Genomic DNA, 24,965 nt, shown 5'->3' with positions numbered 1-24,965 from the left:
TTATTTATACCCATATACTGTAATGACTTCAAGGTGAGATGCTAATAACTCAAGGGATCAACGGCGAGCTTTGTATCAAAAAGTGATTTTCCAAAACAAACAACCCCAAGTGACCGAAAATGGCGACTTGAGGTTGTCATTTTACTTGGGCCGAAGCCTACAGTAATAAATTAAAGATCGAACTTAACTTCGTCTAATAGTTTAATTGCTGCTGCGTGGTGGTCAGCAATTTGGTCTAGAGAAATTGTATCTGCTTTGAATTCACCCCATGAAGCAACAAGCTCAGAAGGTTTCACATCAGCTTTCACTGGGTATTCATAGTTCACTTCTGCATACATGCTTTGTGCTGTGTTACCCGATAGGAATTCCATTAGCTTAACGGCATTCTCTTCGTTTGGAGAGTATTTAGCCATTGCCATACCAGAGATATTCACGTGAGTACCCGTTGTCTCTTGGTTAGGGAAGTTAATGTAAACAGCGTCAGCCCAAGCTTTTTGCTCTTTATCGTTAACCATCTTGCCTAGGTAGTAGCTGTTACCAAGAGCAACATCACATAGGCCTTCTTTAATCGCTTTAACTTGTGCGCGATCGTTACCTTGAGGCTTGCGTGCTAGGTTAGCTTTTACGCCTTCTAGCCACTCTTTCGTTTCAGCTTCACCTTTGTGAGCGATCATCGAAGATACTAGAGAAACATTGTATGGGTGCTTACCGCTACGCGTACAGATCTTACCTTTAAATTCAGGCTTAGTTAGATCTTCGTAAGTAAACTCCTCACCTAGACGACCAACACGGTCACGAGAAGAGTAAACGCTACGTGTACGTGTTGTTAGAGCGAACCACTCATTGTTTGTATCTTGGTATTGAGCAGGAATATTCTTTTCAAGAACTTCGCTTTCAACAGACTGAACTAAACCTTGTTTAGTTAGCTCAGATAGACGACTGATGTCTACAGTTAACACTACGTCTGCAGGGCTGTATTCGCCTTCTTGAGCTAACTTTTCTGCTAAACCTTTTTTAGCAAACTTAACGTTTACTTTAATGCCAGTCTCTTTTGTGAATTCCTTGAACATTGGTTCAACTAGGAAAGGTTGACGGTAAGAGTATACGTTCACTTCTTCCGCAGCCATTGCAGCAGGGGCAATGACACTACACGCTAGAGCTGAAAGTGTTAGCAGTTTTTTCATGGTAAAATCCTTTATATCGAAATGATAATCTATATCAGTTGCGTTATTATATTCATCAGTAACACAATTACAATGATGTCCGACAAAAAAATTGTTCGCTCTGTGCCATCAGCCTCGCACTTTTGTAACAATTCATTTCAAAGCGACCACTTATGCGTGCGAAGCGTTGCCGGCTAGATCGGTTTATCTACATCAATCAAAACTACTCGACCATTAATAACAAAACCCCACAACCAATGGCTATGGGGTTTTCTTTGTCCTGCCTAACCCGTTCAGATTAGACAAATACTATCGATTATTTTACTGATACAAACTCTGGGTAAGCGCCGACACCACAATCGTGCATGTCCATACCTTCTAGCTCTTCATCTTCACTAACACGAATACCGATTGTTGCTTTAAGCACTGCCCATACAGCTAGGCTAGCACCGAATACCCATGCAAAGATTACTGCTGCACCCATTAGTTGAGCACCAAACGTTGCGTCAGCATTGCTTAGTGGCACAGCCATTAGACCGAAGAAACCACACACACCGTGTACAGAGATTGCACCTACTGGATCATCAATCTTAGCTTTATCTAGAGCGATGATGCTGAATACAACTAATGCACCAGATACCGAACCAATCGCTACAGCAAATAGAGGTGATGGTGATAGAGGGTCCGCAGTGATTGCTACTAGGCCAGCTAACGCGCCGTTAAGAATCATTGTTAGGTCTGCTTTACCCCAAGTCGTTTTACATACTAGTAGTGCTGCGATTGCGCCAGCTGCCGCTGCTGCGTTGGTGTTAAGGAAGATTTGACCAACTGCTGTCGCGTTCTCGAAATCTGAAACCATCAATTGAGAACCGCCGTTGAAACCGAACCAACCAAACCAAAGAATAAATGTACCTAGTGTTGCAAGCGGCATGTTTGAACCAGGAATCGGGTAGATTTCACCGTTCTTACCGTATTTACCTTTACGAGCACCAAGCAGTAGAACACCTGCTAATGCAGCTGCTGCACCGGCCATATGTACGATACCCGAACCTGCAAAGTCACTGAAACCCGCTTCTGATAGGAAACCACCGCCCCAAGTCCAGTAACCTTCAACTGGGTAAATGAATGCTGTTAGTACTACCGAGAAGATAAGGAATGACCAAAGTTTCATACGCTCAGCAACTGCACCAGATACCACAGACATTGCAGTTGCAACGAATACTACCTGAAAGAAGAAGTCTGATTCTAGAGAGTGGTCTGCGCCTTCACCTTGAGTACCAATCAGAGTACCGAATGATGGCAACCAACCGCCTTCGCCGTTGTCGACATACATAATGTTGTAACCAACCACTAAGAACGCTGTACAAGCAATCGCGTATAAGCAGATGTTCTTAGTTAAAATTTCTGTGGTGTTCTTTGAACGAACTAGGCCAGCTTCAAGCATCGCGAAGCCTGCTGCCATCCACATTACCAACGCACCTGAAATGAGGAAGAAAAAAGTGTCTAGTGCGTAACGTAGTTCCGTTACTGTTGTTGTAAGTTCCATATTAAAGTCTCCAGTCCTTGTAATTCTTTAAAGTGCTTCAGCATCCATTTCACCAGTACGAATTCGTACGGCTTGGCTTAGGTCATACACAAAAATTTTGCCATCGCCGATTTTTCCGGTGTGTGCCGCTTGGCTAATCGCTTCAACAACTCGGTCAACGTTTTCAGCTTGGGTAGCAATCTCTAGCTTCACCTTTGGTAGGAAGTCCACTTGGTACTCTGCACCACGATACAATTCAGTGTGTCCCTTCTGACGACCAAAGCCTTTAACTTCAGAAACCGTCATACCTTCAATACCCACATCAGAGAGCGCTTCGCGTACATCGTCTAATTTGAATGGCTTAACAATGGCATTTATTAATTTCATATTCGTTCCTTAAATTCTTACTTAATCCGTTAATTCTCTTATAACAATCCAAGTAGCGTGCCAAAAAGTTAAGTGTTTGATTTTTAATTAAATATACATAATAAGACTATAAAAACAAAAAAGGCCGCACCAATATGGTGCGGCCTTTTCACTATCTTAATGCGTAAAGCTCTTATTGCTCCAGATTTGGGCAACGGAGCCTTCAAAGCTCTGAATGACTAACAAATAGGTGTTAGAAACTAGTAACCTAAAAAATCCATCCAGCGTTCGATGAGTAGTTCAAAGTCATCGATTCCACAGCTTGCTTGGCTTTCACAGTTATAGAAGTCGAACTCACTGCCCTCTTCCATTTCTTGGTCATGCGCTAACACGTTTTCTTGAATCGTGACTTCATCTTCATTGATGGCAAGGCTAATCTCTTTGCCAAGCAGCGTCACTTCATTGCTCAGGTCCTGTCGAGATTGCTCAATAAGCGCCATCACATGATCTAGTTTCTGCTTATCTTTACCGATCTCTTCTTGTAACCAGCGGCCAACGATCTCGTGCCCCATACTGCACTTTACATAGTACTCGCCCATTAAAGTGTTTCTTGTAAATTCAAATTCCATAAAGGCTCCGCGCACTAATGACAGATAGGGTTAAAAATGAGGCGAGAGTATATAGCGAAGTCATCAAGAGATCGAGTCGCTCGTCTTCTAACATTCAGACATAAAAAAACGCCTACCGAAGTAGACGCTCTATCATTTGGGTTCCTCTAAATAGTTGGAGTGGCAGCTAGGCGACAAGTACGTTCATCCCTATGAGCATAGAAGCTCTATGTGATTAGGGTGAACGTACGCAGTCAACAACGCTGCCGCTACAAATATGACGAGGAACTAGGCTGGTTCTTGGAAAATAACCGTGTCCGCTTTTTCCGTGTACTGACCCATTTTATGGAAGTTCAGGTAACGGTATGTATCAGCAGCCGTTGCATTGATCTTATCAGCGTACTCTAGGTACTCTTCTTTCGTTGGAATACGACCTAGAATCGCACCAACCGCAGAAAGTTCAGCTGACGCTAGGTAAACATTCGCGCCTGTACCCAAACGGTTCGGGAAGTTACGAGTAGAGGTAGACATTACCGTCGCAGCATCAGCAACACGAGCTTGGTTACCCATACACAGTGAACAACCCGGAGTTTCAATACGAACCCCAGCACGACCGAAGATGCCGTAGTAGCCTTCTTCTGTCAGCTGATCTTTATCCATCTTGGTTGGCGGAGCCACCCATAGGCGAGTATTTAGCGAGCCGTTAAACTCTTCTAGCATCTTACCAGCAGCACGGAAGTGACCGATGTTCGTCATACAAGAACCGATAAACACTTCTTGAATCTCAGTACCTTGAACGTCAGAAAGAAGACGAGCATCATCTGGATCGTTTGGTGCACAAAGGATTGGTTGATCGATGTCAGCAAGATCAATCTCGATAACGTGCGCGTATTCCGCATCTGAATCAGCAGATAGCAACTCAGGGTTCGCTAACCACTCTTCCATTGCAGTGATACGACGCTCAATCGTACGAACATCACCGTAACCTTCCGCGATCATCCACTTAAGCATAACGATATTCGAGTTCAGGTACTCATCGATCGACTCTTGAGATAGCTTAACCGTACAACCTGCAGCAGAACGCTCAGCAGATGCATCAGAAAGCTCAAATGCTTGCTCAACAGATAAGTGCTCAACACCTTCAATTTCTAGTACACGACCAGAGAATTCGTTGATCTTACCTGCTTTCTCTACGGTTAGTAGGCCCTGCTTGATACCATAAAGAGGAATGGCATGTACTAGGTCACGTAGCGTGATACCCGGTTGCATTTCGCCTTTAAAGCGAACCAAGATAGATTCAGGCATATCAAGAGGCATAACGCCTGTTGCGGCAGCAAATGCTACCAAGCCAGAACCCGCAGGGAATGAAATACCTAGAGGGAAACGAGTATGCGAGTCACCACCTGTACCTACAGTATCAGGAAGAAGCATACGGTTTAGCCATGAGTGGATAACGCCATCACCCGGACGAAGTGAAACACCCGCACGGTTCATGATGAAATCAGGTAGCGTATGGTGAGTGTTTACATCAACAGGTTTCGGGTATGCAGATGTGTGACAGAAAGACTGCATTACAAGGTCTGCTGAGAAACCAAGACACGCCAGATCTTTAAGCTCATCACGAGTCATAGGACCGGTCGTATCTTGAGAACCGACTGTCGTCATTTTAGGTTCACAGTACTGACCAGCACGCACACCTTCAACACCACATGCTTTACCTACCATCTTCTGAGCTAGCGTGTAGCCTTTATCAGATGCAGATGGATCGATTGGTTTAGCAAACAGATCAGTTTCAGCTAGACCTAAAGAGTCACGAGCACGACCTGTTAGGCCACGACCAATGATCAGTGGAATACGGCCACCAGCACGCACTTCATCGAGAAGAACTTTACTTAGCTCAAAGTTTGAAATCACAGAACCGTTCTTGTGAACAACACCTTCGTACGGGTAGATATCAATGATATCGCCCATGTTCATGTCTTGTACGTTCAGTTCAATTGGTAGTGCGCCTGAATCTTCCATTGTGTTGTAGAAGATTGGTGCAATTTTACCACCAAGACAAACACCGCCAGTACGCTTGTTTGGTACGAATGGGATATCTTCACCCATGAACCAAAGTACTGAGTTTGTTGCCGATTTACGTGAAGAACCTGTACCAACAACATCACCAACGTAAGCCAGTGGAATGCCATCTTTTTGCATTTCTTCAATTTGATTGATTGGACCAACGCTACCCTGCTCATCAGGAGTAATGCCATCACGTTCCATCTTCAGCATCGCTTTCGCGTGCACTGGGATATCAGGACGTGACCATGCATCAGGCGCTGGAGATAAGTCATCAGTGTTAGTTTCACCGGTAACTTTAAATACTTTAACGGTGATCTTTTCCGCTACTTTGTTTTTCGCTGTAAACCATTCAGCATCAGCCCAAGATTGAAGTACTTGTTGTGCAGATGCATTGCCCGCTTTCGCTTTCTCTTCTACGTCATAGAACGCATCGAACATCAGTAGAGTATGAGATAGAGCTTTAACAGCGATTGGAGCAAGCTCAGCATCGTCTAGTAGAGATACTAGAGATTCGATGTTGTAACCGCCTTGCATAGTACCAAGCAGTTCTGCAGCTTTTGCTTTGCTTACTAGTGGAGAAGCTACTTCACCTTTAGTGATAGCCGTAAGAAAGCCAGCTTTTACATAAGCAGCTTCATCTACACCCGGTGGAATGCGGTTTTCTAGTAGGTCAAGAATGATTTCTTCTTCACCTTGAGGTGGATTCTTCAGAAGTTCAACTAGGCCAGCTACCTGCTCAGCATCTAGTGGTTTTGGAACAACTCCTTCGGCAGCACGTTCTTCGACGTGTTTACGGTAGGCTTCAAGCACGACTTTTTTCCTCTCATTGCGGTTCACTTCTTCCCTTCATAATTGTTAGTAAAATAAAGAAGTGAACATCCTTGGAAACTTGGCTCTCCATTGCCATTTTTGTCATTCAATTTGTATTGATGAGCGGCGTCATAGAGGCCAAACTGTGGGCGGTAGAATAGCAAATTTAACGTTAAATTAAAATCTTATCATTTTGACCAACATAGCAAGTTAAGACGAAAGTCCCACTATTTTTGCCTAATTACGCACTTAAATGGCGACTCTACGCATGATTATTTGTAGGAAGTACCTACAATCAGATACACCGAATCGAAGTTATCTTCGGTTCGGCCATAAGCTAAAATGATCGGCCCGATGGGTGAATCGACTCCTGCGAAAACAGAACCCGCGGTGTACATTGGCGCTTCATCAATACTCAAATCATTGTTCGACCAAACACCACCATGTTCAATGGATGCCCCCACGTAGAATGGTGATTTAAAGAGACCGAAGTCATTTTCAAACCACTTATAGCGATAAATCAAACTGGTGTATGCTAAGTTTTGACCGATCAAGCTATTCCTTGGAATACCGGATAGATTGAGGAACCCTCCTAGCTCTTTCGGATCAATTGGAAAGACTGAATTTTTACTTTCTACAATGCCGTAATCGAGCTTTGCGACTAAAGTATGCTTCTCAATACTTTGTGCAGCCATGAAATTGGCTGAAAACTCATAAACCGTATCACTCTCAGACGTTAAATCCGATTCACCAACAGAGCTGTCATTATCAAAATCATCATGGGAGACAAGGTACTCCAAATCGACAAAGAAGCCCTTAGTCGGCAAGCTGAAGTTATCCAAAGTATCCAGTCGATAGCCCATAAAGCCACCAATACGTTTATAGCCACCACTGCCCAATGAAGGTAAAGAAGCCACCTCAACATCCCCATCAGTATAGCGAAGGCCGAATTTCAGCTCTTGCCACAAGGTAGGTTGATAGCCTAATGCTAACTCTCCGACATACTCGCTATAAGTCATTGGAAAGTAGTCGTTCGTTACGTCTAGTGTTGGCTCTTCAATTTCGTCAATATCGACCGGGAGGTTTCTGTTCTGCTTACTGTAAACAATCGATGCTGAAGTGAACAATTTTTGGCTCGAAAAGAATGGCGAGTAGAGTTCGGCCTCAATTCGTTTATCCGTACCCATCTCGATATTGGTTCTTAACTCTGCACCGTGCGAGTTGATATCGGTAAAGTTGGCTGAAACACCGATCGAGTACTGGCTGGTAGTAGAGAAATCATCTTCAAGAAAGAAACGAAAGTTGAGGTAGTTTGGCCCCCAAGACTTTTCATCCACATTCACCGTAAGTTGCTCTTCACCGTCAACATTATCAAACTCATAAGTGACTAACTCAAATCTATCCAGTGCATAGAGGTCTTGCACTTTAGATTCAATTTCACTGGTCTTTAAGATCTTACCGGAATCTAGGTTTAAACGGTTTTCGATCAGCTTATCGGAATAGTGAGTATTGTTATTGATAACAACTCGGTCAACGACGGTCTTATCACCGTGCTTCAGCTGTCTGCGTGCTTTTTGTTTGTCCTCGATATAATGCTGATAGTCTGCGTTAGAGAGTGACAGCTTAGAAAGCTCAGAGCTATTCTGAATCGCTGCGTCATAACCGGCTTGGTAGGCACCCGGCATTTTATCGAATTCTGTCGTCTCCATTTGCCCAACATCAGGGCGTAGGAAAACATCATCATCGGTCAGTGTTTCAGCTTGCTCCTGAGTGCTGCGTTGAACCAGATAATTAGAAAGTTGGTCAGCTGCCGCTAGAAAATTCGTGAAGTCTTCTTTGCCTTTGTAATTGGTACTGATATCCACCGCAATGACAATGTCCGCTCCCATCGCTCTGGCAACGTCGACTGGCATATTATTGGTGACACCACCATCAACCAGCATTCGACCATCTAGCGAATAAGGGGGAAGCGCACCGGGTACCGACATACTGGCCATCATGGCATCGACAAGGTGACCATGATCGATGACCACTTCTTCAAGTTCGATAATGTCAGTTGCGACTGAACGGTAAGGAATAGCAAGATGGTCAAAAGAGTCGAGTGGAGAGAGGTTACCTGTGGTCTCACGTAGAATACGCAACATATTCTGACCTTGAACCACCCCTTTCCTTGCTTTGATTTCGCCCCAACCTAAACCAAGGTCAGTGTTCAGTTGGTAACGGTCTTCATACTCTTTGTCACGCACTCGGCGATCACTACGGTTAACGCGATCACGATAACCACGATTCCAATCAACCGTATAAATAAAGCTCTCGATCTCGTCTGCGCTCATCCCTGTCGCATAAAGACCACCAACGTATGAGCCCATACTAGTACCGGTAATATAATCCACCGGGATTTGCATCTCTTCTAAGGCTTTAAGTACACCAATGTGAGCTGCACCTTTGGCACCACCACCAGCAAGAACGACAGCAACGGTTGGCCTTTTATGAGCTTGTTCAGCTTGCTGAGATTGATCAACCTGTGTCGCGGTAGATGCAAACAGCTGAAAACTGATTACAGTACCCACAATGCCTAAGCCGCTCACTATCCAACGAGAAATCATTCTTTAAACTATCCTTGTCATTCTTTTCTGTTATGACTTTACCACTGAAAAAGCTTCTTTAGCCACTGTTTTGGCTGACTTTCACAGCCCTTTTTAATGTTTCCATTCTCATCCCAAACAGGCAGTTTCACCGCACCATCACAGTCAAACTCTAAAGCCCCTTCAGAAGTTCGAGTAAAACTGGCCGTCGTAATCCCATTCGGCCAAGGCAGTAATAATTGCTCCGGAGTTCTATGTTTAAGATAATCGGCATAGACACGTAACGCACCACTTGAGCCCGTTAGTTTAGTTGGCTTATTATCATCGCGCCCTAGCCAGATGGTGGTGACTTCACGGCCATCAACACCCACGAACCAACTGTCTCGACTGTCATTACTGGTGCCCGTTTTTCCAGCTAACCCCGCCCAAGCAAACTGGCCTTGCAGGAAACGACCCGTGCCTTCCGACACACCACGTTTCATCGCATAGGTTGTTAACCAAGCAGCCTGTTGGTCAACGCTTTGTGATACACGAGGAATCGACTGATACAGAACCTCGCCATCATTATCAACCACAGAACGAAGGGCGGACAAAGGTGCGATACGACCAGAGTTGGTAATGGTTTGGTACATCTGCGCTACTTGGAACGGAGTCAGTGAGAACGAACCCAAAAACATCGACGGCACTGGGCGAATCTCATTTTTATCGACACCCAGCTTTTCAATCGTATCCGAGACACTATCAATGCCTAACTGCATGCCCAAACGAACGGTAGGTACGTTGTAAGACTTAGAAAGCGCCACATACAAGGGCACATCTCCGCGGAACTTACGATCGAAGTTTCTTGGGCTCCATACGCTGCCTTTACTGCCTTTCAAGCTCAGTGGCGTGTCCTTCAGTGTTGTCGCCAACGTGTACTTTTGGGGTTGTTCTAAGGCGGTTAAGTAGATTGCAGGCTTAACCAAAGAACCAATAGGACGACTCGCATTCAAGGCACGGTTAAAACCATCGTAGCCAGTACGTTTACCACCGACCATAGCTCGGATTTCACCGGTATTTCTATCCACAGCAATAGCTGCAGCTTCCAGTTTGTTACCTGCGGTTTTCGATAAATCAGGCACCTTACGTGCAATCGACTTCTCTAACTTGTCTTGGGAAACCGGATCCAAAGAGGTAAAAACTCGAATGCCTTTTTTCGCTTCAAATCGATCGCCGACATACTTCTTAAGCTCAATATTGACTTGCTGGAAGTAAGCGGGCTGACGGCTAGCAATACGTGGGTTGTCTTGAATATCCAAATCACGACTCGCCGCTTCTTCGTATTGTCGCGGAGTTAATATGTCTTGCTGCATCAACAAGCGAAGCACCAGATCGCGTCGAGTCTTAGCACGCTCAGGATAACGAACCGGATTGTAATACGAAGGTCCCTTTACCATACCGACAAGCAGTGCTAGCTGATCAATACGGAGCTCTTGAATAGGTTGACCGAAGTACAAGCGAGACGCCAAACCGAAACCATGAATCGCTTGCCCGCCATTTTGCCCAAGGTAAACCTCGTTTAAGTAAGCCTCTAGAATACGATCTTTGCTGTAACGATGGTCTAAGATAAGCGCAATGTAGGCTTCACGAACCTTACGCCACAATGTACGTTCACTGGACAAGAACAGGTTCTTCGCCAACTGCTGAGTCAGCGTACTACCACCTTGTACCGTGCGCCCGGCTTTAACATTCACCACCATCGCACGAGCGATCGCCAATGGCGAAACCCCATCATGTTGATAGAAATTTCTGTCTTCGGTCGCCAGTAGCGCATCAACCATCACTTCTGGGAATTGGTTACGTTTTAAGAACAGTCGTTGCTCGTCGTTGCTTTTCTCAAGCATGCCCAGCATTTTCGGCTCAACACGCAAATACCCCATGTCGCCTTTCTTCTCTAACGACTGAATTCGAGTTAACTCGTTACCGTTGAAATGCAGCATCACATGACGATCCGCTTCGGGTCCATCGACAAACTCGAACGGACGACGAATCATTTCAATCTTGGTTGAAGAAGAGGAGTATTCGCCCGGGTGACGAGGCGCGTTCACCTTACGATAATTAAGCACATCGAGCTCATTCTTAACCTGCACCAAACTCACTGGAGTTCCAGGAGACAGGTCTAGTACTCGCGCATAAACCACGGTTGGCAAATCAAACAGCTGACCTTCAAAACGCTGCTTGACCACAGAATCAAGATAAATACCGACAAACAACAGCAATGCCGCGAGCGCTATGCCCGCTTTCCAAGAAATACCCCACAGGATCTTCAACCAACCTCTTTGACCTGACTTCCTAGCCTTAGGTTTGGTCTTTTTCGCAGCCGCTCTTGGTTTTCTTGGCTTGGCTTTGGTCGCGGGTGACTTCTTTGTTGGCGCTTTTTTAGGTGGTGCCTTTTTTGGCGTTAACATTTTGGTCATCATCGATTCAACTGTCGTTTGGTTTTAGTGGTTGCTACATGGTTAGCAGGGTCATCCGGCCAAGGATGTTTTGGGTAACGGCCTTTCATCTCTTTTTGTACTTCTTTGTACGCGCCAGCCCAAAAGCCAGCTAAATCTTGAGTAATTTGCAGTGGTCGCTGTGCTGGAGAAAGTAGCTCAAGCACGACTTTTTTACGCCCTTGCGCAATCAATGGCGAATCTTGTTCACCAAAGACTTCCTGCATTCGCACTGAGATCACGGGTTCAGACTGACATTGATAACGAATGATCTTCTTGCTGCCTGTCGGCATCACATAGTGCGTTGGTAACCATTGGTCTATCTCTTGATTCAAAGGCCAGCCAAGATAAGCCGACAACGCCTGCTCAATCGAAACACTAGTCAGCCCTTTTGCCGACTTAATACCATTCAGATAGGGTGATAGCCACTCATCAATATGTTCAACCAAACTCGCGTCATCCATCGCTGGCCAATCATGTTCAGGCATCCAAAGCTGAGCGCAGCATACACGCTCAACCAGCTGTTTAGCCGAAGGTGTCCAATGTAAGCGATCCAGCCCGCATCGAGCGACATAGTTGAGCAGCGCTTGGCTCGCCTGATTCGAATCGGGATCGGGTAAAGCTTTGGTGCTGATAATCAGTTTGCCCAGGGACACTCGCTGCTCGGCAACTAAACGGCCACGCTTCTCATCCCAATCGGCGTAATCGGAACGCACAAACAGTTTGGGAAATTGAGCTTCTAGCTGCGCAATATCAACCGCGGTGGCCAAGAAAATCTGACTGGCTCGCCCTGTGCTGCGCATCAAATCAATCACTACGATATAGTCATTGTTCGCCAATGGATCATCGTCACGAACCTCGGCGCCGTGGCCATTAGCAAGACGGAAAGCACTGCTGGTCGCGCTTCTCACTTGTGCAATCCGGTCCGGGAAGGCAAAACAAAGCACTAATGGTAGCAATGATTCGTCAGCTTGTGACAAATCTAAGTGATGATTGAGTTTGCTGGCGAGACTTTTCGCTCGCTGCATCACCACGTTATTTTTCGAATGTTTTCTTTGCTTAAGTCGGTGCAACGAATGCTGAATATCTGTGACGTTGCGTTCAGGCTCTTCAAGTAAAGCGGCGGCGACAATCGCAGCATTCAGCAATGCTTGGCCGTTCTGTTGCGCTTTTATCAGCATGCTGGCGATACGTGGTTCAAGGCCTAAACGTTGAGCCAGTTTACCTAGCGCCGTAAATTGACCATTGCTGTCTAATATATCAAGGCTTTGCAGCAGTTGCTTGGCTTGCTCCACTGCAGCTTGGGGCGGAATGTCTAACCATTGCAACTCGTCTGCACTCGCAGCGCCCCATTGCGTAAATTCAGACACCAGCGAAGACAAATCAGAATGAAGAATCTCAGGCTCTGGTACAGCAGGTTGCTGCATTAGTTGCGTTTCGCTGTACAAACGAACGCACAAGCCCTCTTCAATTCGTCCTGCACGACCCGCTCGTTGTTCAGCAGAAGATTGTGAGATTTTCACTTGCTCGAGCTTGGTGATACCAGTTTTCAAATCAAACTTAGCGACTCTTTCAAGCCCGGAGTCCACCACTAATCGAATACCTTCGATAGTCAAAGAGGTTTCCGCGATATTGGTAGCCAATACCACCTTTCGACGCCCTTTCTCTGATGACGCGATCGCTTTCTGTTGTTGAGGAAAGCTAAGTTGCCCATAAAGAGGACACACATCGATATCACCAGCAAGCTGTTCAAGTTGAGATTCCACCTGCTTAATCGCAGAAACGCCTGGTAAAAAAGCTAGAAGTGAGCCTGACTCTTTCTCCATCAGAGAGCGAATCACGCTAGCCATTTTAGGGGCTAGATATTCATTTGCGCTAAGAGGCTGATAACGGAAATCGACCGGAAAGGTGCGACCTTGTGATTCTACGTATTTGGCATTAGGCAATAAAGACTGCAGCGCGTGTTGATCTAAGGTTGCCGACATCACAACCACCTTTAGATCGTCACGCAATGCCTCTTGGATCTCTAAGCTAAACGCCAATGCGGTATCGGCGTGAATGCTACGCTCATGAAATTCATCGAAGATCACCATATCAACCCCAGTCAATTCAGGGTCGGTTTGGATCATTCTTGTCATGATCCCTTCAGTGACGATTTCCAAGCGAGTTGAACTGCTGGTTTTAGATTCACCACGAACTCTAAAGCCAATGCTCTCCCCGACCTTCTCTCCCAATTGGCTCGCCAAGTAAGTCGCAATATTTCTTGCCGCCAAACGCCTAGGTTCAAGCATGATGATTTTACCTTGAACAGCGTTGGTCTTAACTAACTGTAAAGGGAAGAATGTTGACTTACCCGCACCGGGAGCGGCCTTTAGAATAAGTTGAGTGTGTGTTTCTACGCCAGCGAGCAGATCTGGCATCACAGCTTCTATGGGCAGTTGTGGCAATGGGAGAACCTTGTGGTGTAATGTTGGCAACATTGTACATAAAAACCTACCTGTCTAAATAAGTAATATGCAGTTCAATCCCCCATTAGAGCCAGCGACTCTTATTAAACGCTATAAACGCTTTCTCACTGATATCCAACTTCCCGACGGCAGCGAGCGTACTATCCACTGTGCTAACACTGGAGCGATGACAGGATGTGCGACTCCTGGCAATACGGTGTGGTACTCAACCTCCGATAATGCAAAAAGAAAGTACCCAAACAGCTGGGAGATCTCAGAAACAGACAAAGGTCATCGTATTTGTGTAAATACTGCGCGAGCAAACCAGTTGGCAGTGGAAGCAATTGAAAATAATACTATAGTTGAACTCTTAGGCTATAACGCGTTACGAACCGAAGTGAAATATGGCAGTGAGAATAGTCGCATTGATATTCTGCTTGAAGATAACGAAAAGCCGCCTTGTTATATCGAAGTAAAAAGCGTCACTTTGCTCGACGAGCAAGAAACGTCAACTAAAGGGCAAGGCTTTTTCCCTGATGCGGTCACCACCAGAGGCCAAAAACATCTGCGTGAACTCACAGAAATGGTCGAATCTGGAAATAGAGCCGTACTTTTATTCACTGTTTTACATTCAGGTATTGAAAAAGTGTCTGCGGCACACCATATAGACGCCAAATATTCGTTATTACTAAAACAAGCACAAGACGCTGGAGTTGAAGTGCTTTGCTATAAAGCAGAGCTCAGCAATACTCAAATACAACTAAAACAAGCTGTTGAATTTATCAATAGCTAAGCAAAGATGCTGAACTAATCACATTGATTGCAAGTTTGAATAAGAGTATTTGCCACCATTCGTTCTTTCTGCTATAGATACCCGCCTTAAAATTAGCTGCTTTGCAGTTGACTAGGTGTAAATAGGAGATGCTGTATGCCAGAATCTAAGAAAAAAGCGCTAGGCATCCTAGCCATCGCAGGTGTTGAACCGTACCAAGAAAAGCCAGGTGAAGAGTACATGTCACCTGAGCAAACGGAACATTTTACAAAAATTTTAGCAGCTTGGCGCAACCAGCTCAGGGAAGAAGTTGATCGTACTGTGCACCACATGCAGGACGAAGCAGCGAATTTCCCAGACCCAGTTGACCGTGCTTCTCAAGAAGAAGAATTCAGCCTAGAGTTACGTAACCGTGACCGTGAGCGTCGTCTTATCAAAAAAATTGAGAAGACACTAGACAAGATCGAAGAAGATGATTTCGGCTTCTGTGATTCTTGCGGTATCGAGATTGGCATTCGTCGCCTTGAAGCTCGTCCAACTGCTGACCTTTGTATTGACTGTAAAACACTTGCAGAAATCAAAGAGAAACAGATGCAAGGTTAATTCTTGCAGATGTAAAGAAAGGGAGCCTTGGCTCCCTTTTTTGTTGGTGAACTCAGCGTTAAAGCGCGAGTTAGAAACAATAATACGACAGTTAAACGTCTTAAGAATCGGCTACTGCGGTACCATCCAGATTAGGTTGTTCACACATGAATTATATCGGGCGCTTTGCACCATCACCGTCAGGTCCTCTTCATTTTGGCTCACTTGTTGCTGCTCTTGGTAGTTACTTCCAAGCAAAATCTAACCAAGGAAAATGGTTGGTTCGTATGGAAGACTTAGATCCACCAAGAGAAATGGCCGGCGCTGCAGACCTGATTCTTAAGACGCTTGAGGCTTACCATCTATTTTGGGATGGTGAAGTCGTTTATCAAAGCCAGCGTCACGACATGTATCAAGCTCAAATTGATCAATGGGTCGCTGATAAACAAGCCTACTACTGCCAATGTACTCGTAAGCAGATAAAGGCTTTGGGTGGCTTTTACAATGGTCACTGTCGAGATGCAGGCTTAATCGATTCAGGTGAACAAGCGGTGCGCTTACGCATGGATTTTCCTGTAGAGTCCTTTGATGATGTGCGCCACGGCACGATTCAAATCCCTAAAGCATTAGCTGAAGAAGATTTTATTATTAAACGTAGAGATGGATTGTTTGCCTATAACTTGGCCGTTGTCCTTGATGACATCGAACAAGGAGTAACGGAAGTCGTAAGAGGCGCAGACCTGATAGAACCAACAGGTCGACAAATCAGTTTGTACAAGACGCTCAAGCAAAAAACAGTGAGCTACTTGCACTTACCATTGGCAACCGATGACTTGGGGAATAAACTGTCAAAACAGAACCATGCCACCGCAATCAATCTCGACAATCCAAAACCAACGTTACTCAACGCGATGCGATTCTTAGGTTTTGATATCCCGACAGCCCTTTGTGAGGCTTCAATGGATGAGATTTTATTGTGGGGCTGCCAACAATGGAACGTCAGTCAGTTACCTGATAGTTTACAAAAAGAGCACTGTAATTAGCTCGAAACTCACGGCAAATAGCAAAAACGACACATAAAAATGCCATAACTAACCACTGTGGTTAAGCAGACGATGTTCTCAAATGGCTCGCGCTAAGCTATTATTAGCCGCAATTAAACTCTGCACTACCACTTTGGACTAAGAGAAAAACAAAGTTGGCGATACCTACTTTGTTCTAAACTAATGAATACAAACGACAATACCCCAAGCGAACAACGCGGATTCCACGAATTAGCTCTGAATATTTATACTCGTCAAGAGCACAATATTTCACGCAAGCAGATCAGCGACAACGCACTAAAAGTGCTATATCGTCTGAATGGTGCGGGTTTTGACGCATTTCTAGTCGGTGGTGGTGTACGCGATATCTTATTAGGCTCTCAGCCAAAAGATTTTGATATTGCGACCAACGCAACGCCAGAGCAAATCAAACACCTCTTCAGAAACTGTCGCCTTATCGGTCGCCGTTTCCGCTTGGCACATATCATGTTTGGTCGTGACATCATTGAAGTGGCAACTTTCCGTGGCCACCACCAAGAACCATCGAAAAACGTGTCTGCACAATCGAAAGAAGGCATGCTATTGCGCGATAACGTGTATGGCAGTGTTGATGAAGATGCAGAGCGTCGTGATTTCACAATCAATGCGATGTACTACAACATTGCTGACTACAGCATCCACGATTACGCGGGTGGTGTAGAAGATTTAGAAGATAAACTGATCCGCCTGATTGGCGATCCAGAAACGCGTTATCGTGAAGACCCAGTACGTATGCTACGTGCAATGCGCTTCGCCGCTAAACTGGATTTCGATATTGAAGAAGACACAGCTGACCCGATTGAAGAGTTAGCGCACCTTCTAAGAGATATCCCAGCAGCGCGTCTTTACGAAGAGTCTCTGAAATTGCTGCAATCAGGTCACGGTTTAGAAACCTACCACCTAATGCGCGAGTACAACCTCTTTCAACAGATGTTCCCAGCTGTAGCGGAATACTTCACAGAAGATTACGACTCTCACACAGAGCAGATGCTTGATTTGGTTCTCGATTCAACCGATCTTCGCATCGAAGATGGTAAGCGAGTAAACCCAGCATTCATGTTCGCAGCGATGCTTTGGTACCCAATGAACAAGCTGGCAGACAAACTTGTCGCTGAACAGGGTATGGCGCACTACGACGCGATCATGGAAGCGAGTAACATCATTCTTGATCAGCAAGTAAAGTCTATTGCTATTCCTCGTCGTCACACCGCAACCATTCGCGAAGTTTGGCAACTGCAACTTCGACTGCCTCGTCGCAACGGTAAACGCGCTGTTCGTCTAATGGAGCTCAACAAGTTCCGTGCAGGCTACGATTTCCTAGAAATGCGTGGTGAGATTGAAGGTGGCGAAACTAAAGATCTTGCGAAATGGTGGGAGCGTTATCAAACAGCCGGTCGCAACATGCGTCAAGCGATGGCTAACGACGTTGCAGCACCATCAAAGTCAGGCCATCGTCGCCGTAAGACTTACCGAAACAAAAAGAGTAAGCAATCAGAATGATAACGGCTTACATTGCGGTCGGCAGCAACCTTGCCAACCCAGTTAGCCAAGCAAATTTGGCTATCGAAACGCTAAAAAGCCTACCGCGATCAACGTTTATTGCGACCTCTCAGCTATATAGTAGCACTCCAATGGGGCCGCAAAATCAACCGGACTACATCAACGCGGTAGTCGCTATCCAAACCGAATTAACGCCAATTGAACTGCTTGATTGCACTCAAAAAATCGAGTTAGAGCAAGGGCGCGTCCGTAAAGACGAGCGTTGGGGGCCAAGAACCTTGGACCTCGACATTGTGTTATACGGCAATGAGGTGATCGATTCAGAGCGCTTAATCGTTCCTCATTACGGAATGAAAGAACGAGAGTTTGTACTCTACCCGCTTGCTGAAATCGCACCAAGTTTACAACTCCCTGATGGGACTGAGCTGACAGAACTACTGAAAATAGTAGATAAGAACGGGCTCAATGTTTGGCAACAATAGCCAAGCGCATTAAGGAAAACCAATGAAAAAAGTAACCATTAACGACCTGATCAAATGCAAACGTGAAGGCCGTAAATTCGCGACGTCGACAGCTTATGATGCGAGCTTTGCTCAATTATTCGAAAGCCAAGAGATGCCTGTACTACTTGTCGGTGATTCACTAGGGATGGTTCTACAAGGCCATAACGATACATTACCTGTCACCGTTGAAGATATTGCTTACCATACTCGCTCAGTGCGTGCTGGTAGCCCTAATTGCCTTCTTATGGCTGACATGCCTTTCATGAGCTACGCGACTCCAGAGCAAGCTTGTGAAAGCGCAGCTACCTTGATGCGTGCTGGCGCGAATATGGTAAAAATCGAAGGCGGAAGCTGGTTGGTTGATATTGTAAAGATGCTAACAGAACGTGCAGTACCAGTATGTGCACACTTAGGCTTAACACCTCAGTCTGTGAACATTTTTGGTGGTTACAAAATTCAAGGTCGTGACGACGAGCAAGCCGACAAAATGGTTGCTGACGCGCTAGCCCTGCAAAACGCAGGCGCTCAAATCGTTCTACTTGAATGTGTGCCAGCTTCATTGGCAAAACGAATTACAGAAGCTTGTGACGTACCGGTTATCGGTATCGGCGCCGGCAATGTTACCGATGGTCAGATATTGGTTATGCATGACATGTTCGGTATTTCTGCGAACTACATGCCGAAGTTCTCTAAGAATTTCCTAGCAGAAACCGGTGATATGCGTAAGGCAGTAGCTCTATACAAAGAAGAAGTAGAGAGCGCGCGCTTCCCTGATGAAGCTCATACAATCGCTTAGGAGTAAGTATGCAAACTTTTGCTGAAATAGCGGCTCTTCGTGAGCAGATTAAACAGTTTAAGCGTGATGGACGTACGGTTGCTTTTGTACCGACAATGGGAAACCTGCATGAAGGCCACCTAACTCTAGTAAAGAAAGCTCGAGAACTGGCAGACATCGTTGTGGTAAGCATCTTTGTAAACCCAATGCAGTTTGACCGCGCCGACGACCTAAACAACTACCCTCGCACGTTAGAAGCAGATTTAAGCAAACTAACTGGCGAAGGCGTTGAGCTGGTATTTACACCAACGCCAGAGGTGATGTATCCAGATGGGTTAGACAAACAGACGTTTGTTGAGGTCCCTGGCATATCTCACATGCTTGAAGGTGCCTCTCGTCCAGGTCATTTCCGTGGCGTAGCGACGATTGTCACCAAGCTGTTTAACATTGTTCAGCCAGACTTTGCATGCTTCGGCAAAAAAGACTTCCAGCAGCTTGCTGTTATTCGCCAGATGACCACTGACTTAGCGTTAGACATTAAAGTTGTGGGCGTAGCGACCGTTCGTGAAATGGATGGCTTGGCAATGAGCTCTCGCAATAGCAATCTAACGATTGACGAACGCCAACGAGCACCAGTTCTAGCGCGTACTATGCGCTGGATCAGCAGTGCTATTCGTGGTGGTCGCGATGACTACGCATCAGTAATTGAAGATGCAACCGACCAGCTACGCGCCGCAGATCTTCAACCAGATGAGATATTCATTTGTGATGCGAAAACGCTACAAGCGATCACTCCAGAATCCACTCAAGCTGTGATTCTTATGTCAGCTTTCCTAGGTAAGACTCGTCTTATCGACAACCAAGTTCTCGACTTGGTAACGGAAACCAAAGAAGAAGTGAAAGAAGAAACCGCTGAGTAATCGCTTTCTTCTCTTTGCGTAAACAAGCTCCTAACGCAAAGCAAAAGCACAAACGCAGAACACAAAAAAGGTCGATGTAATATCGACCTTTTCTTTGCCTCGATTCAGGGACGTCGGAGTTAGCTACGTAAGCCAATACCCTTTGTCACTAGGTAGTGTGCAATGCCATACAACAGCACGATAAACACGCCTAGTACGCCAAACGACGTCACGATACCCACATCAGACACACCCAGAAAGCCATATCTGAACGCGTTTACCATGTAGACAATCGGGTTCAGCTTCGACACACCCTGCCAAAACTCAGGCAACAGGCTAATTGAGTAGAACACACCACCCAGATACGTCAGCGGCGTTAAGATGAAGGTTGGGATAATAGAGATATCATCAAACGTGCGTGCGAATACCGCGTTAATCAAGCCACCCAGAGCGAACACTACCGACGTTAAAAATACTGTCGCAATGATCACCCCCCAATGGTCAACTTGTAAGTCGACAAAGAACAAGGATACGAAGGTTACGATAGTGCCCACTAACAAACCACGCACTACACCACCCATTACGAAACCGGCGATAATCACGTAGTTAGGAACCGGAGCTACAAGCAACTCTTCAATATTCTTTTGGAACTTAGCACTAAAGAATGACGAGGCCACATTCGAATATGAGTTGGTGATCACCGACATCATGATCAGGCCAGGAACAATGTATTCCATATAACTGAAGCCGTTCATTTCACCAATACGAGCACCAATCAGGTTACCGAAGATGATGAAATAAAGCGTCATGGTAATCGCTGGCGGCACCAGAGTTTGCACCCAGATACGCGTGAAGCGATTGATCTCTTTAGTCAACAAACTGCAGAAAGCTGTCCAATATAGGTTGTACATATTATTTACTCCCCTCACGGACAATACTCACGAATAGCTCTTCTAAACGGTTTGCTTTGTTACGCATAGAGAGGACTTTCACCTGTTGCTCGCTCAACTGAGCGAAGATGGTATTCAAACCTAGGTTTTTATCGATTTCGATTTCTAGCGAGCCATTGAGCATGACTTGGCTATTCACACCTTCAAGCTTAGGTTCTGTCGTGCCTTCTTCCAGATCCAGAATAAAGGTCTCAGCACTCAATTTGCCCAACAGCGCTTTCATGGTTGTGTTCTCAATCAACTCACCGCGATTAATGATGCCGATGTTGCGACACAACATTTCCGCTTCTTCTAGGTAGTGCGTGGTCAAGATAATGGTAATGCCCTGCTTCTCATTGATCTCTATTAGGAATTCCCACATTGAACGACGCAGTTCAATATCAACACCCGCCGTTGGTTCATCAAGGATCAACAAATGAGGTTCATGCATCAATGCACGCGCGATCATCAAACGACGCTTCATACCACCAGACAAGTTACGCGCACGTTCGCCACGTTTTCCCCACAAATCGAGTTGAGATAGGTACTTTTTCGCTCGCTCTTTCGCCAATGCTTTTGGCACGCCGTAATAGCCCGCCTGTTGCAACACGATCTGTTCAACGGTTTCGAACGGGTTAAAGTTGAACTCTTGGGGCACTAGACCTAAGTTCTGCTTCGCCAACTCCAGATCAGTATCAATGTCGTAACCGAACACTTTAACCTTGCCTGAAGTTTTGTTTACCAGTGAAGAGATAACACCAATGGTGGTTGATTTACCCGCACCATTTGGACCAAGTAGTGCGTAAAAGTCGCCTTTTTCTACTTGTAAACTAACGCCCTTAAGAGCCTCAAAGCCCCCAGCATAAGTTTTTCTTAATTGCTCAATTTCTAATGCATACATAGAGATAGACTGCCATTTGCTATAGATAAGATGTAGACGACCGAGCTTGAGGAAGAGAGTAATGCTTAAAACGAGCTAGCAGAAAACTAACCCAAACTTGTTTACTCGGCCATTTTGCAAACAAGTTTATCGTTGATTAACGATGAATACAAATATCGTGTGAGAGTTTCTTTCGAAAAAAATAAGCGTCTTGGCTACGTGAAGACTAAATCAATGTTCAGTAAATATAAAAATACCGCTAAGTGATTCACTTAACGGCAGTAATGATCAGCCTTGAAGTGAGCGTCTATAGCTTATTCATATTAGCTTATTCATATCAGCTCATTCATGTTCGCTTATTACTGAAAATTAAACTGACTCAAATTGATGCTCATCTCTGTCGACATAGCTTGTTGCTGCCGTCAGCGCTTCATATCTGAATCGATAAGTGTTGGATTCAGGTACTAGGTCAATCACGTGGAACTTCTCTAGTTGCTGACGAGTATTCTCATTAGGACACAGCAGGTACACCTCACACTGCGCATCCAACGCATCTTTAATCGCATTCTCTAACGCAAGGCCAACAGTGACATCAATCATAGGGACATCTGTCAGGTCTAGAATCATCGCTTCATAGTCAGAGATACTTGAGTGCTGGCGTGAAATCGCCTTTGAAACGCTGAATATCATCGGCCCTGAAAGATAGAAGAAAAGAACCTTACCATTGGCACTATCGAGTAACTGACGTTCGCTATCGGTCAATGGGATATCGTCTTCATCATCACCATCACTGATCGCCTTAACTTGTCTGGCTTGTTCTCGGCTCAATCTTTCAATAATCAGAATATTCGAGATAAACACGCCCAATCCGACAGCAATAATCAAGTCGACAAACACAGTCAGGAGCATCACGCCGTACATCACGCCCATGCCGGCATAGCTAACCTTGTGTGCGCGTTGGATAAAACTCCAATCCAGGATATTGAAACCAACATACATCGCGATACCAGCCAGCACTGCCATAGGAATCGGTTCTGTTAAGCCACCCGCAACCAATACCACTAGCGCAAGTACTAAAGCTCGAATAACACCTGAAAGCGGAGAACGCGCTCCTACCTGAATATTAGTCACTGTCCCCATGGTTGCCCCCGCACCAGGCAGCGCACCAAACAGACCAGAGATCATATTCGCAATGCCTTGGCCGCGAAGTTCTTTGTCTGAGTCATGCTCTTTACGAGTCAGTGAGTCTCCGATAACCGCGGTAAGAAGCGTATCAATGCAGCCAAGCGTACCTAGTACCAAGGCATCAATAACCATGGTAGTGAACTGTTCAGCGCTGATTGTAGGGATAACGAGAGAAGGCAAACCGGCTGGGATTTCACCAATGCGGCGAATAGAATCGGTATCAAAAATAATGACAGACAAGAGCGTCACAGCAACCAAAGCGACCAGTTGAGCAGGCACATACTTACGATACTTAGCGGGAAAACCGAAAAGAATGCCGAGTGTCAAAGCGCCTAAAAACAGCTCACTGATTTTAAGATTAGCCAGTGTATCTGGAAGTGCGGAAAGCGTGCCCATCACCCCACCAGAAGGGGCGGCGTGTCCTAATAAAGGGGACAACTGCAGAATAATTAGAATAACGCCGATACCCGACATAAATCCGGAGATCACGCTATATGGCATCAAAGTAACGTATTTTCCGAGCTTTAACGTACCGAGTAGTATCTGAAATGCACCTGCCATCATTACCACGGTGAAGGTCATTGCCATTCCGGTTTCAGGATATTTAGCCACCATGCTGGTCATTACCGCCGTCATGATCACTGTCATCGGGCCGGTTGGCTCAGATATCAGGCTGCTTGAACCGCCGAACAAAGCTGCAAATAGGCCAACCATGATGGCTCCCCAAAGGCCAGCTTCCGCGCCCGCACCAGAAGCAACACCAAATGCCAATGCTAAAGGCAATGAGATGATGGCTGTAGTGACACCACCAAACATATCCCCTTTGAGATTGATATCCGTAAAACGACTTCCAAACAAAACACACCTTCCTGATGATGAAATGACAAACCTTATCACTTTAACAAATGTATCAAGTGTTCAGAAAGTGTTAATTCAATCACATTATTCATGTCTTATAACCGGATCATAGCTTCTACGCTAAGTTAATGATTTTAACGACGAGTACACGTCAGATGAGTACTATTTGACACAGTTTTTACGAGATTGAATTTGTAACATTGTGTATAGTTGAGATTCTTAATTAAGGGATGTAAGACGCAAAATGCCAGAGATTAAACAGCTTTTTGAAAACAACTCTAAATGGTCAGAAGAAATTCGCTCTCAACGACCTGAGTATTTTACAACGCTTGAAGAGGGTCAAAGCCCTGGTTTTCTATGGATTGGCTGCTCAGATAGCCGTGTTCCGGCCGAGCGTCTCACTGGTTTATATTCTGGCGAACTGTTTGTTCACCGAAATGTGGCGAACCAAGTGGTTCATACCGACTTAAACTGCCTCTCAGTTGTGCAGTACGCCGTCGATGTACTCAAAGTTAAACACATCATTGTCTGTGGTCACTACGGTTGTGGCGGTGTTAATGCGGCGATTGATAACCCTAAACTTGGCCTTATCAACAACTGGTTACTTCATATCCGTGATAACTACCTAAAATACCGTAAGCAAATCGAAGGGCTACCTCGTGAGCAATGGGGTGACAAGTTGTGCGAAATTAACGTCGCAGAACAGGTTTATAACCTAGGCAACTCAACCATTATGCAGAATGCGTGGGAGCGTGGCCAAGAAGTTGAAATCCACGGTGTGGTTTATGGTATTGGCGATGGCAAGCTGCAAGACCTTGGCGTACGTTGCTCAAGTAACGATACCCTAGAGAACAGTCACTTAGATGCATTAAACAAGATCTTAACGACGCCTCTTCTTAGTCAACAAAGCTAACCCCCCTTCTGTAATAAATACAAAAAGCCCGCATCAAGCGGG

Annotated in this window: 19 protein-coding genes; 8 read left to right on the top strand and 11 right to left on the bottom strand. The window is 45.4% G+C overall.

Annotation, left to right across the window (positions count from 1 at the left end):
- Window positions 1-170 precede the first annotated feature (170 nt).
- The 8 genes from CWO08_RS02835 to hrpB form a co-directional block, all read right to left on the bottom strand.
- A complete protein-coding gene (locus tag CWO08_RS02835) occupies window positions 171-1,184 on the bottom strand; it encodes a Fe(3+) ABC transporter substrate-binding protein (protein WP_048658180.1) in 1,014 nt (337 codons plus the stop codon).
- Between the two features lie 295 nt (window positions 1,185-1,479).
- Entirely contained in the window at window positions 1,480-2,709 is a 1,230-nt protein-coding gene (locus CWO08_RS02830) for an ammonium transporter (protein WP_048658181.1), read from the bottom strand.
- A gap of 27 nt (window positions 2,710-2,736) precedes the next feature.
- A complete protein-coding gene (gene glnK, locus CWO08_RS02825) occupies window positions 2,737-3,075 on the bottom strand; it encodes a P-II family nitrogen regulator (RefSeq protein WP_004738200.1) in 339 nt (112 codons plus the stop codon).
- 239 nt (window positions 3,076-3,314) lie between these two features.
- Window positions 3,315-3,683 (bottom strand): YacL family protein, encoded by a 369-nt coding sequence (locus tag CWO08_RS02820; RefSeq protein ID WP_102478387.1) that lies wholly within the window; start codon window positions 3,681-3,683, stop codon window positions 3,315-3,317.
- Between the two features lie 267 nt (window positions 3,684-3,950).
- Window positions 3,951-6,539, bottom strand: coding sequence for a bifunctional aconitate hydratase 2/2-methylisocitrate dehydratase (acnB, locus tag CWO08_RS02815; protein ID WP_048658182.1), 2,589 nt, complete (start codon window positions 6,537-6,539; stop codon window positions 3,951-3,953).
- 272 nt (window positions 6,540-6,811) lie between these two features.
- Window positions 6,812-9,145 (bottom strand): patatin-like phospholipase family protein, encoded by a 2,334-nt coding sequence (locus CWO08_RS02810; protein ID WP_102433048.1) that lies wholly within the window; start codon window positions 9,143-9,145, stop codon window positions 6,812-6,814.
- A gap of 38 nt (window positions 9,146-9,183) precedes the next feature.
- Window positions 9,184-11,583 carry a penicillin-binding protein 1B gene (mrcB, locus tag CWO08_RS02805; RefSeq protein WP_108019817.1) on the bottom strand — a complete coding sequence of 800 codons (2,400 nt, stop codon included), beginning with the start codon at window positions 11,581-11,583 and terminating at the stop codon, window positions 9,184-9,186.
- Window positions 11,580-14,078: an ATP-dependent helicase HrpB gene (gene hrpB / locus CWO08_RS02800; protein WP_108019815.1), complete on the bottom strand. Its 2,499-nt coding sequence runs from the start codon at window positions 14,076-14,078 to the stop codon at window positions 11,580-11,582. The genes mrcB and hrpB overlap by 4 nt, the downstream gene beginning before the upstream one ends.
- 34 nt (window positions 14,079-14,112) lie before the next feature.
- Between hrpB and sfsA the strand changes: the two genes are divergently transcribed.
- The 7 genes from sfsA to panC all read left to right on the top strand — a co-directional run bounded on the left by sfsA (window position 14,113) and on the right by panC (window position 20,179).
- Window positions 14,113-14,838, top strand: a complete 726-nt coding sequence (gene sfsA / locus CWO08_RS02795; protein ID WP_048605721.1) for a DNA/RNA nuclease SfsA — start codon at window positions 14,113-14,115, stop codon at window positions 14,836-14,838.
- A gap of 135 nt (window positions 14,839-14,973) precedes the next feature.
- Window positions 14,974-15,420 carry an RNA polymerase-binding protein DksA gene (gene dksA / locus CWO08_RS02790; RefSeq protein WP_004738189.1) on the top strand — a complete coding sequence of 149 codons (447 nt, stop codon included), beginning with the start codon at window positions 14,974-14,976 and terminating at the stop codon, window positions 15,418-15,420.
- A gap of 146 nt (window positions 15,421-15,566) precedes the next feature.
- Window positions 15,567-16,442 carry a tRNA glutamyl-Q(34) synthetase GluQRS gene (gene gluQRS, locus CWO08_RS02785; RefSeq protein WP_048658186.1) on the top strand — a complete coding sequence of 292 codons (876 nt, stop codon included), beginning with the start codon at window positions 15,567-15,569 and terminating at the stop codon, window positions 16,440-16,442.
- 183 nt (window positions 16,443-16,625) lie between these two features.
- On the top strand, window positions 16,626-17,981 hold the full coding sequence (gene pcnB, locus CWO08_RS02780; protein ID WP_019819797.1) for a polynucleotide adenylyltransferase PcnB: 1,356 nt from the start codon (window positions 16,626-16,628) through the stop codon (window positions 17,979-17,981).
- Complete coding sequence (folK, locus tag CWO08_RS02775; RefSeq protein WP_107898712.1) at window positions 17,978-18,463, top strand: 2-amino-4-hydroxy-6-hydroxymethyldihydropteridine diphosphokinase; 486 nt, start codon at window positions 17,978-17,980, stop codon at window positions 18,461-18,463. Before pcnB ends, folK begins: the two co-directional genes overlap by 4 nt.
- Window positions 18,464-18,485: 22 nt before the next feature.
- Entirely contained in the window at window positions 18,486-19,280 is a 795-nt protein-coding gene (gene panB, locus CWO08_RS02770; protein WP_108019813.1) for a 3-methyl-2-oxobutanoate hydroxymethyltransferase, read from the top strand.
- 8 nt (window positions 19,281-19,288) lie between these two features.
- Complete coding sequence (gene panC / locus CWO08_RS02765; RefSeq protein ID WP_048658188.1) at window positions 19,289-20,179, top strand: pantoate--beta-alanine ligase; 891 nt, start codon at window positions 19,289-19,291, stop codon at window positions 20,177-20,179.
- Window positions 20,180-20,298: 119 nt separating this feature from the next.
- Here panC and CWO08_RS02760 read toward each other — a convergent pair whose 3' ends face one another.
- The 3 genes from CWO08_RS02760 to CWO08_RS02750 form a co-directional block, all read right to left on the bottom strand.
- The gene (locus CWO08_RS02760; RefSeq protein WP_108019810.1) at window positions 20,299-21,069 is read right to left on the bottom strand and encodes an ABC transporter permease; all 771 of its coding nucleotides are present in this window, start codon (window positions 21,067-21,069) and stop codon (window positions 20,299-20,301) included.
- A 1-nt stretch (window position 21,070) separates the two neighbouring features.
- Window positions 21,071-21,988, bottom strand: a complete 918-nt coding sequence (locus CWO08_RS02755) for an ABC transporter ATP-binding protein (protein WP_108019808.1) — start codon at window positions 21,986-21,988, stop codon at window positions 21,071-21,073.
- Window positions 21,989-22,336: 348 nt separating this feature from the next.
- Window positions 22,337-23,968: a SulP family inorganic anion transporter gene (locus CWO08_RS02750; RefSeq protein WP_170960822.1), complete on the bottom strand. Its 1,632-nt coding sequence runs from the start codon at window positions 23,966-23,968 to the stop codon at window positions 22,337-22,339.
- Window positions 23,969-24,254: 286 nt separating this feature from the next.
- On the opposite strand from CWO08_RS02750, the gene can reads away from it, so the two are divergent.
- Window positions 24,255-24,923 (top strand): carbonate dehydratase, encoded by a 669-nt coding sequence (can, locus tag CWO08_RS02745; protein ID WP_048658190.1) that lies wholly within the window; start codon window positions 24,255-24,257, stop codon window positions 24,921-24,923.
- Window positions 24,924-24,965 lie beyond the last annotated feature (42 nt).

The organism is Vibrio sp. 10N.286.48.B8, from assembly GCF_003050085.1.
Classification (GTDB): domain Bacteria; phylum Pseudomonadota; class Gammaproteobacteria; order Enterobacterales; family Vibrionaceae; genus Vibrio; species Vibrio crassostreae.
The sequence above is the reverse complement of the archived record's forward strand: the minus strand, read 5'-3'. Positions and strand labels throughout refer to the sequence as shown.

Bases quoted from the DNA above. Each gene is read 5' to 3' on its own strand.
- CWO08_RS02835 (WP_048658180.1), bottom strand. From the start codon at position 1,184: ATGAAAAAACTGCTAACACTTTCAGCTCTAGCGTGTAGTGTCATTGCC.
- CWO08_RS02830 (WP_048658181.1), bottom strand. From the start codon at position 2,709: ATGGAACTTACAACAACAGTAACGGAACTACGTTACGCACTAGACACT.
- glnK (WP_004738200.1), bottom strand. From the start codon at position 3,075: ATGAAATTAATAAATGCCATTGTTAAGCCATTCAAATTAGACGATGTA.
- CWO08_RS02820 (WP_102478387.1), bottom strand. From the start codon at position 3,683: ATGGAATTTGAATTTACAAGAAACACTTTAATGGGCGAGTACTATGTA.
- CWO08_RS02810 (WP_102433048.1), bottom strand. From the start codon at position 9,145: ATGATTTCTCGTTGGATAGTGAGCGGCTTAGGCATTGTGGGTACTGTA.
- mrcB (WP_108019817.1), bottom strand. From the start codon at position 11,583: ATGATGACCAAAATGTTAACGCCAAAAAAGGCACCACCTAAAAAAGCG.
- hrpB (WP_108019815.1), bottom strand. From the start codon at position 14,078: ATGTTGCCAACATTACACCACAAGGTTCTCCCATTGCCACAACTGCCC.
- sfsA (WP_048605721.1), top strand. From the start codon at position 14,113: ATGCAGTTCAATCCCCCATTAGAGCCAGCGACTCTTATTAAACGCTAT.
- dksA (WP_004738189.1), top strand. From the start codon at position 14,974: ATGCCAGAATCTAAGAAAAAAGCGCTAGGCATCCTAGCCATCGCAGGT.
- gluQRS (WP_048658186.1), top strand. From the start codon at position 15,567: ATGAATTATATCGGGCGCTTTGCACCATCACCGTCAGGTCCTCTTCAT.
- pcnB (WP_019819797.1), top strand. From the start codon at position 16,626: ATGAATACAAACGACAATACCCCAAGCGAACAACGCGGATTCCACGAA.
- folK (WP_107898712.1), top strand. From the start codon at position 17,978: ATGATAACGGCTTACATTGCGGTCGGCAGCAACCTTGCCAACCCAGTT.
- panB (WP_108019813.1), top strand. From the start codon at position 18,486: ATGAAAAAAGTAACCATTAACGACCTGATCAAATGCAAACGTGAAGGC.
- panC (WP_048658188.1), top strand. From the start codon at position 19,289: ATGCAAACTTTTGCTGAAATAGCGGCTCTTCGTGAGCAGATTAAACAG.
- CWO08_RS02760 (WP_108019810.1), bottom strand. From the start codon at position 21,069: ATGTACAACCTATATTGGACAGCTTTCTGCAGTTTGTTGACTAAAGAG.
- CWO08_RS02755 (WP_108019808.1), bottom strand. From the start codon at position 21,988: ATGTATGCATTAGAAATTGAGCAATTAAGAAAAACTTATGCTGGGGGC.
- CWO08_RS02750 (WP_170960822.1), bottom strand. From the start codon at position 23,968: ATGTTTGGTGGTGTCACTACAGCCATCATCTCATTGCCTTTAGCATTG.
- can (WP_048658190.1), top strand. From the start codon at position 24,255: ATGCCAGAGATTAAACAGCTTTTTGAAAACAACTCTAAATGGTCAGAA.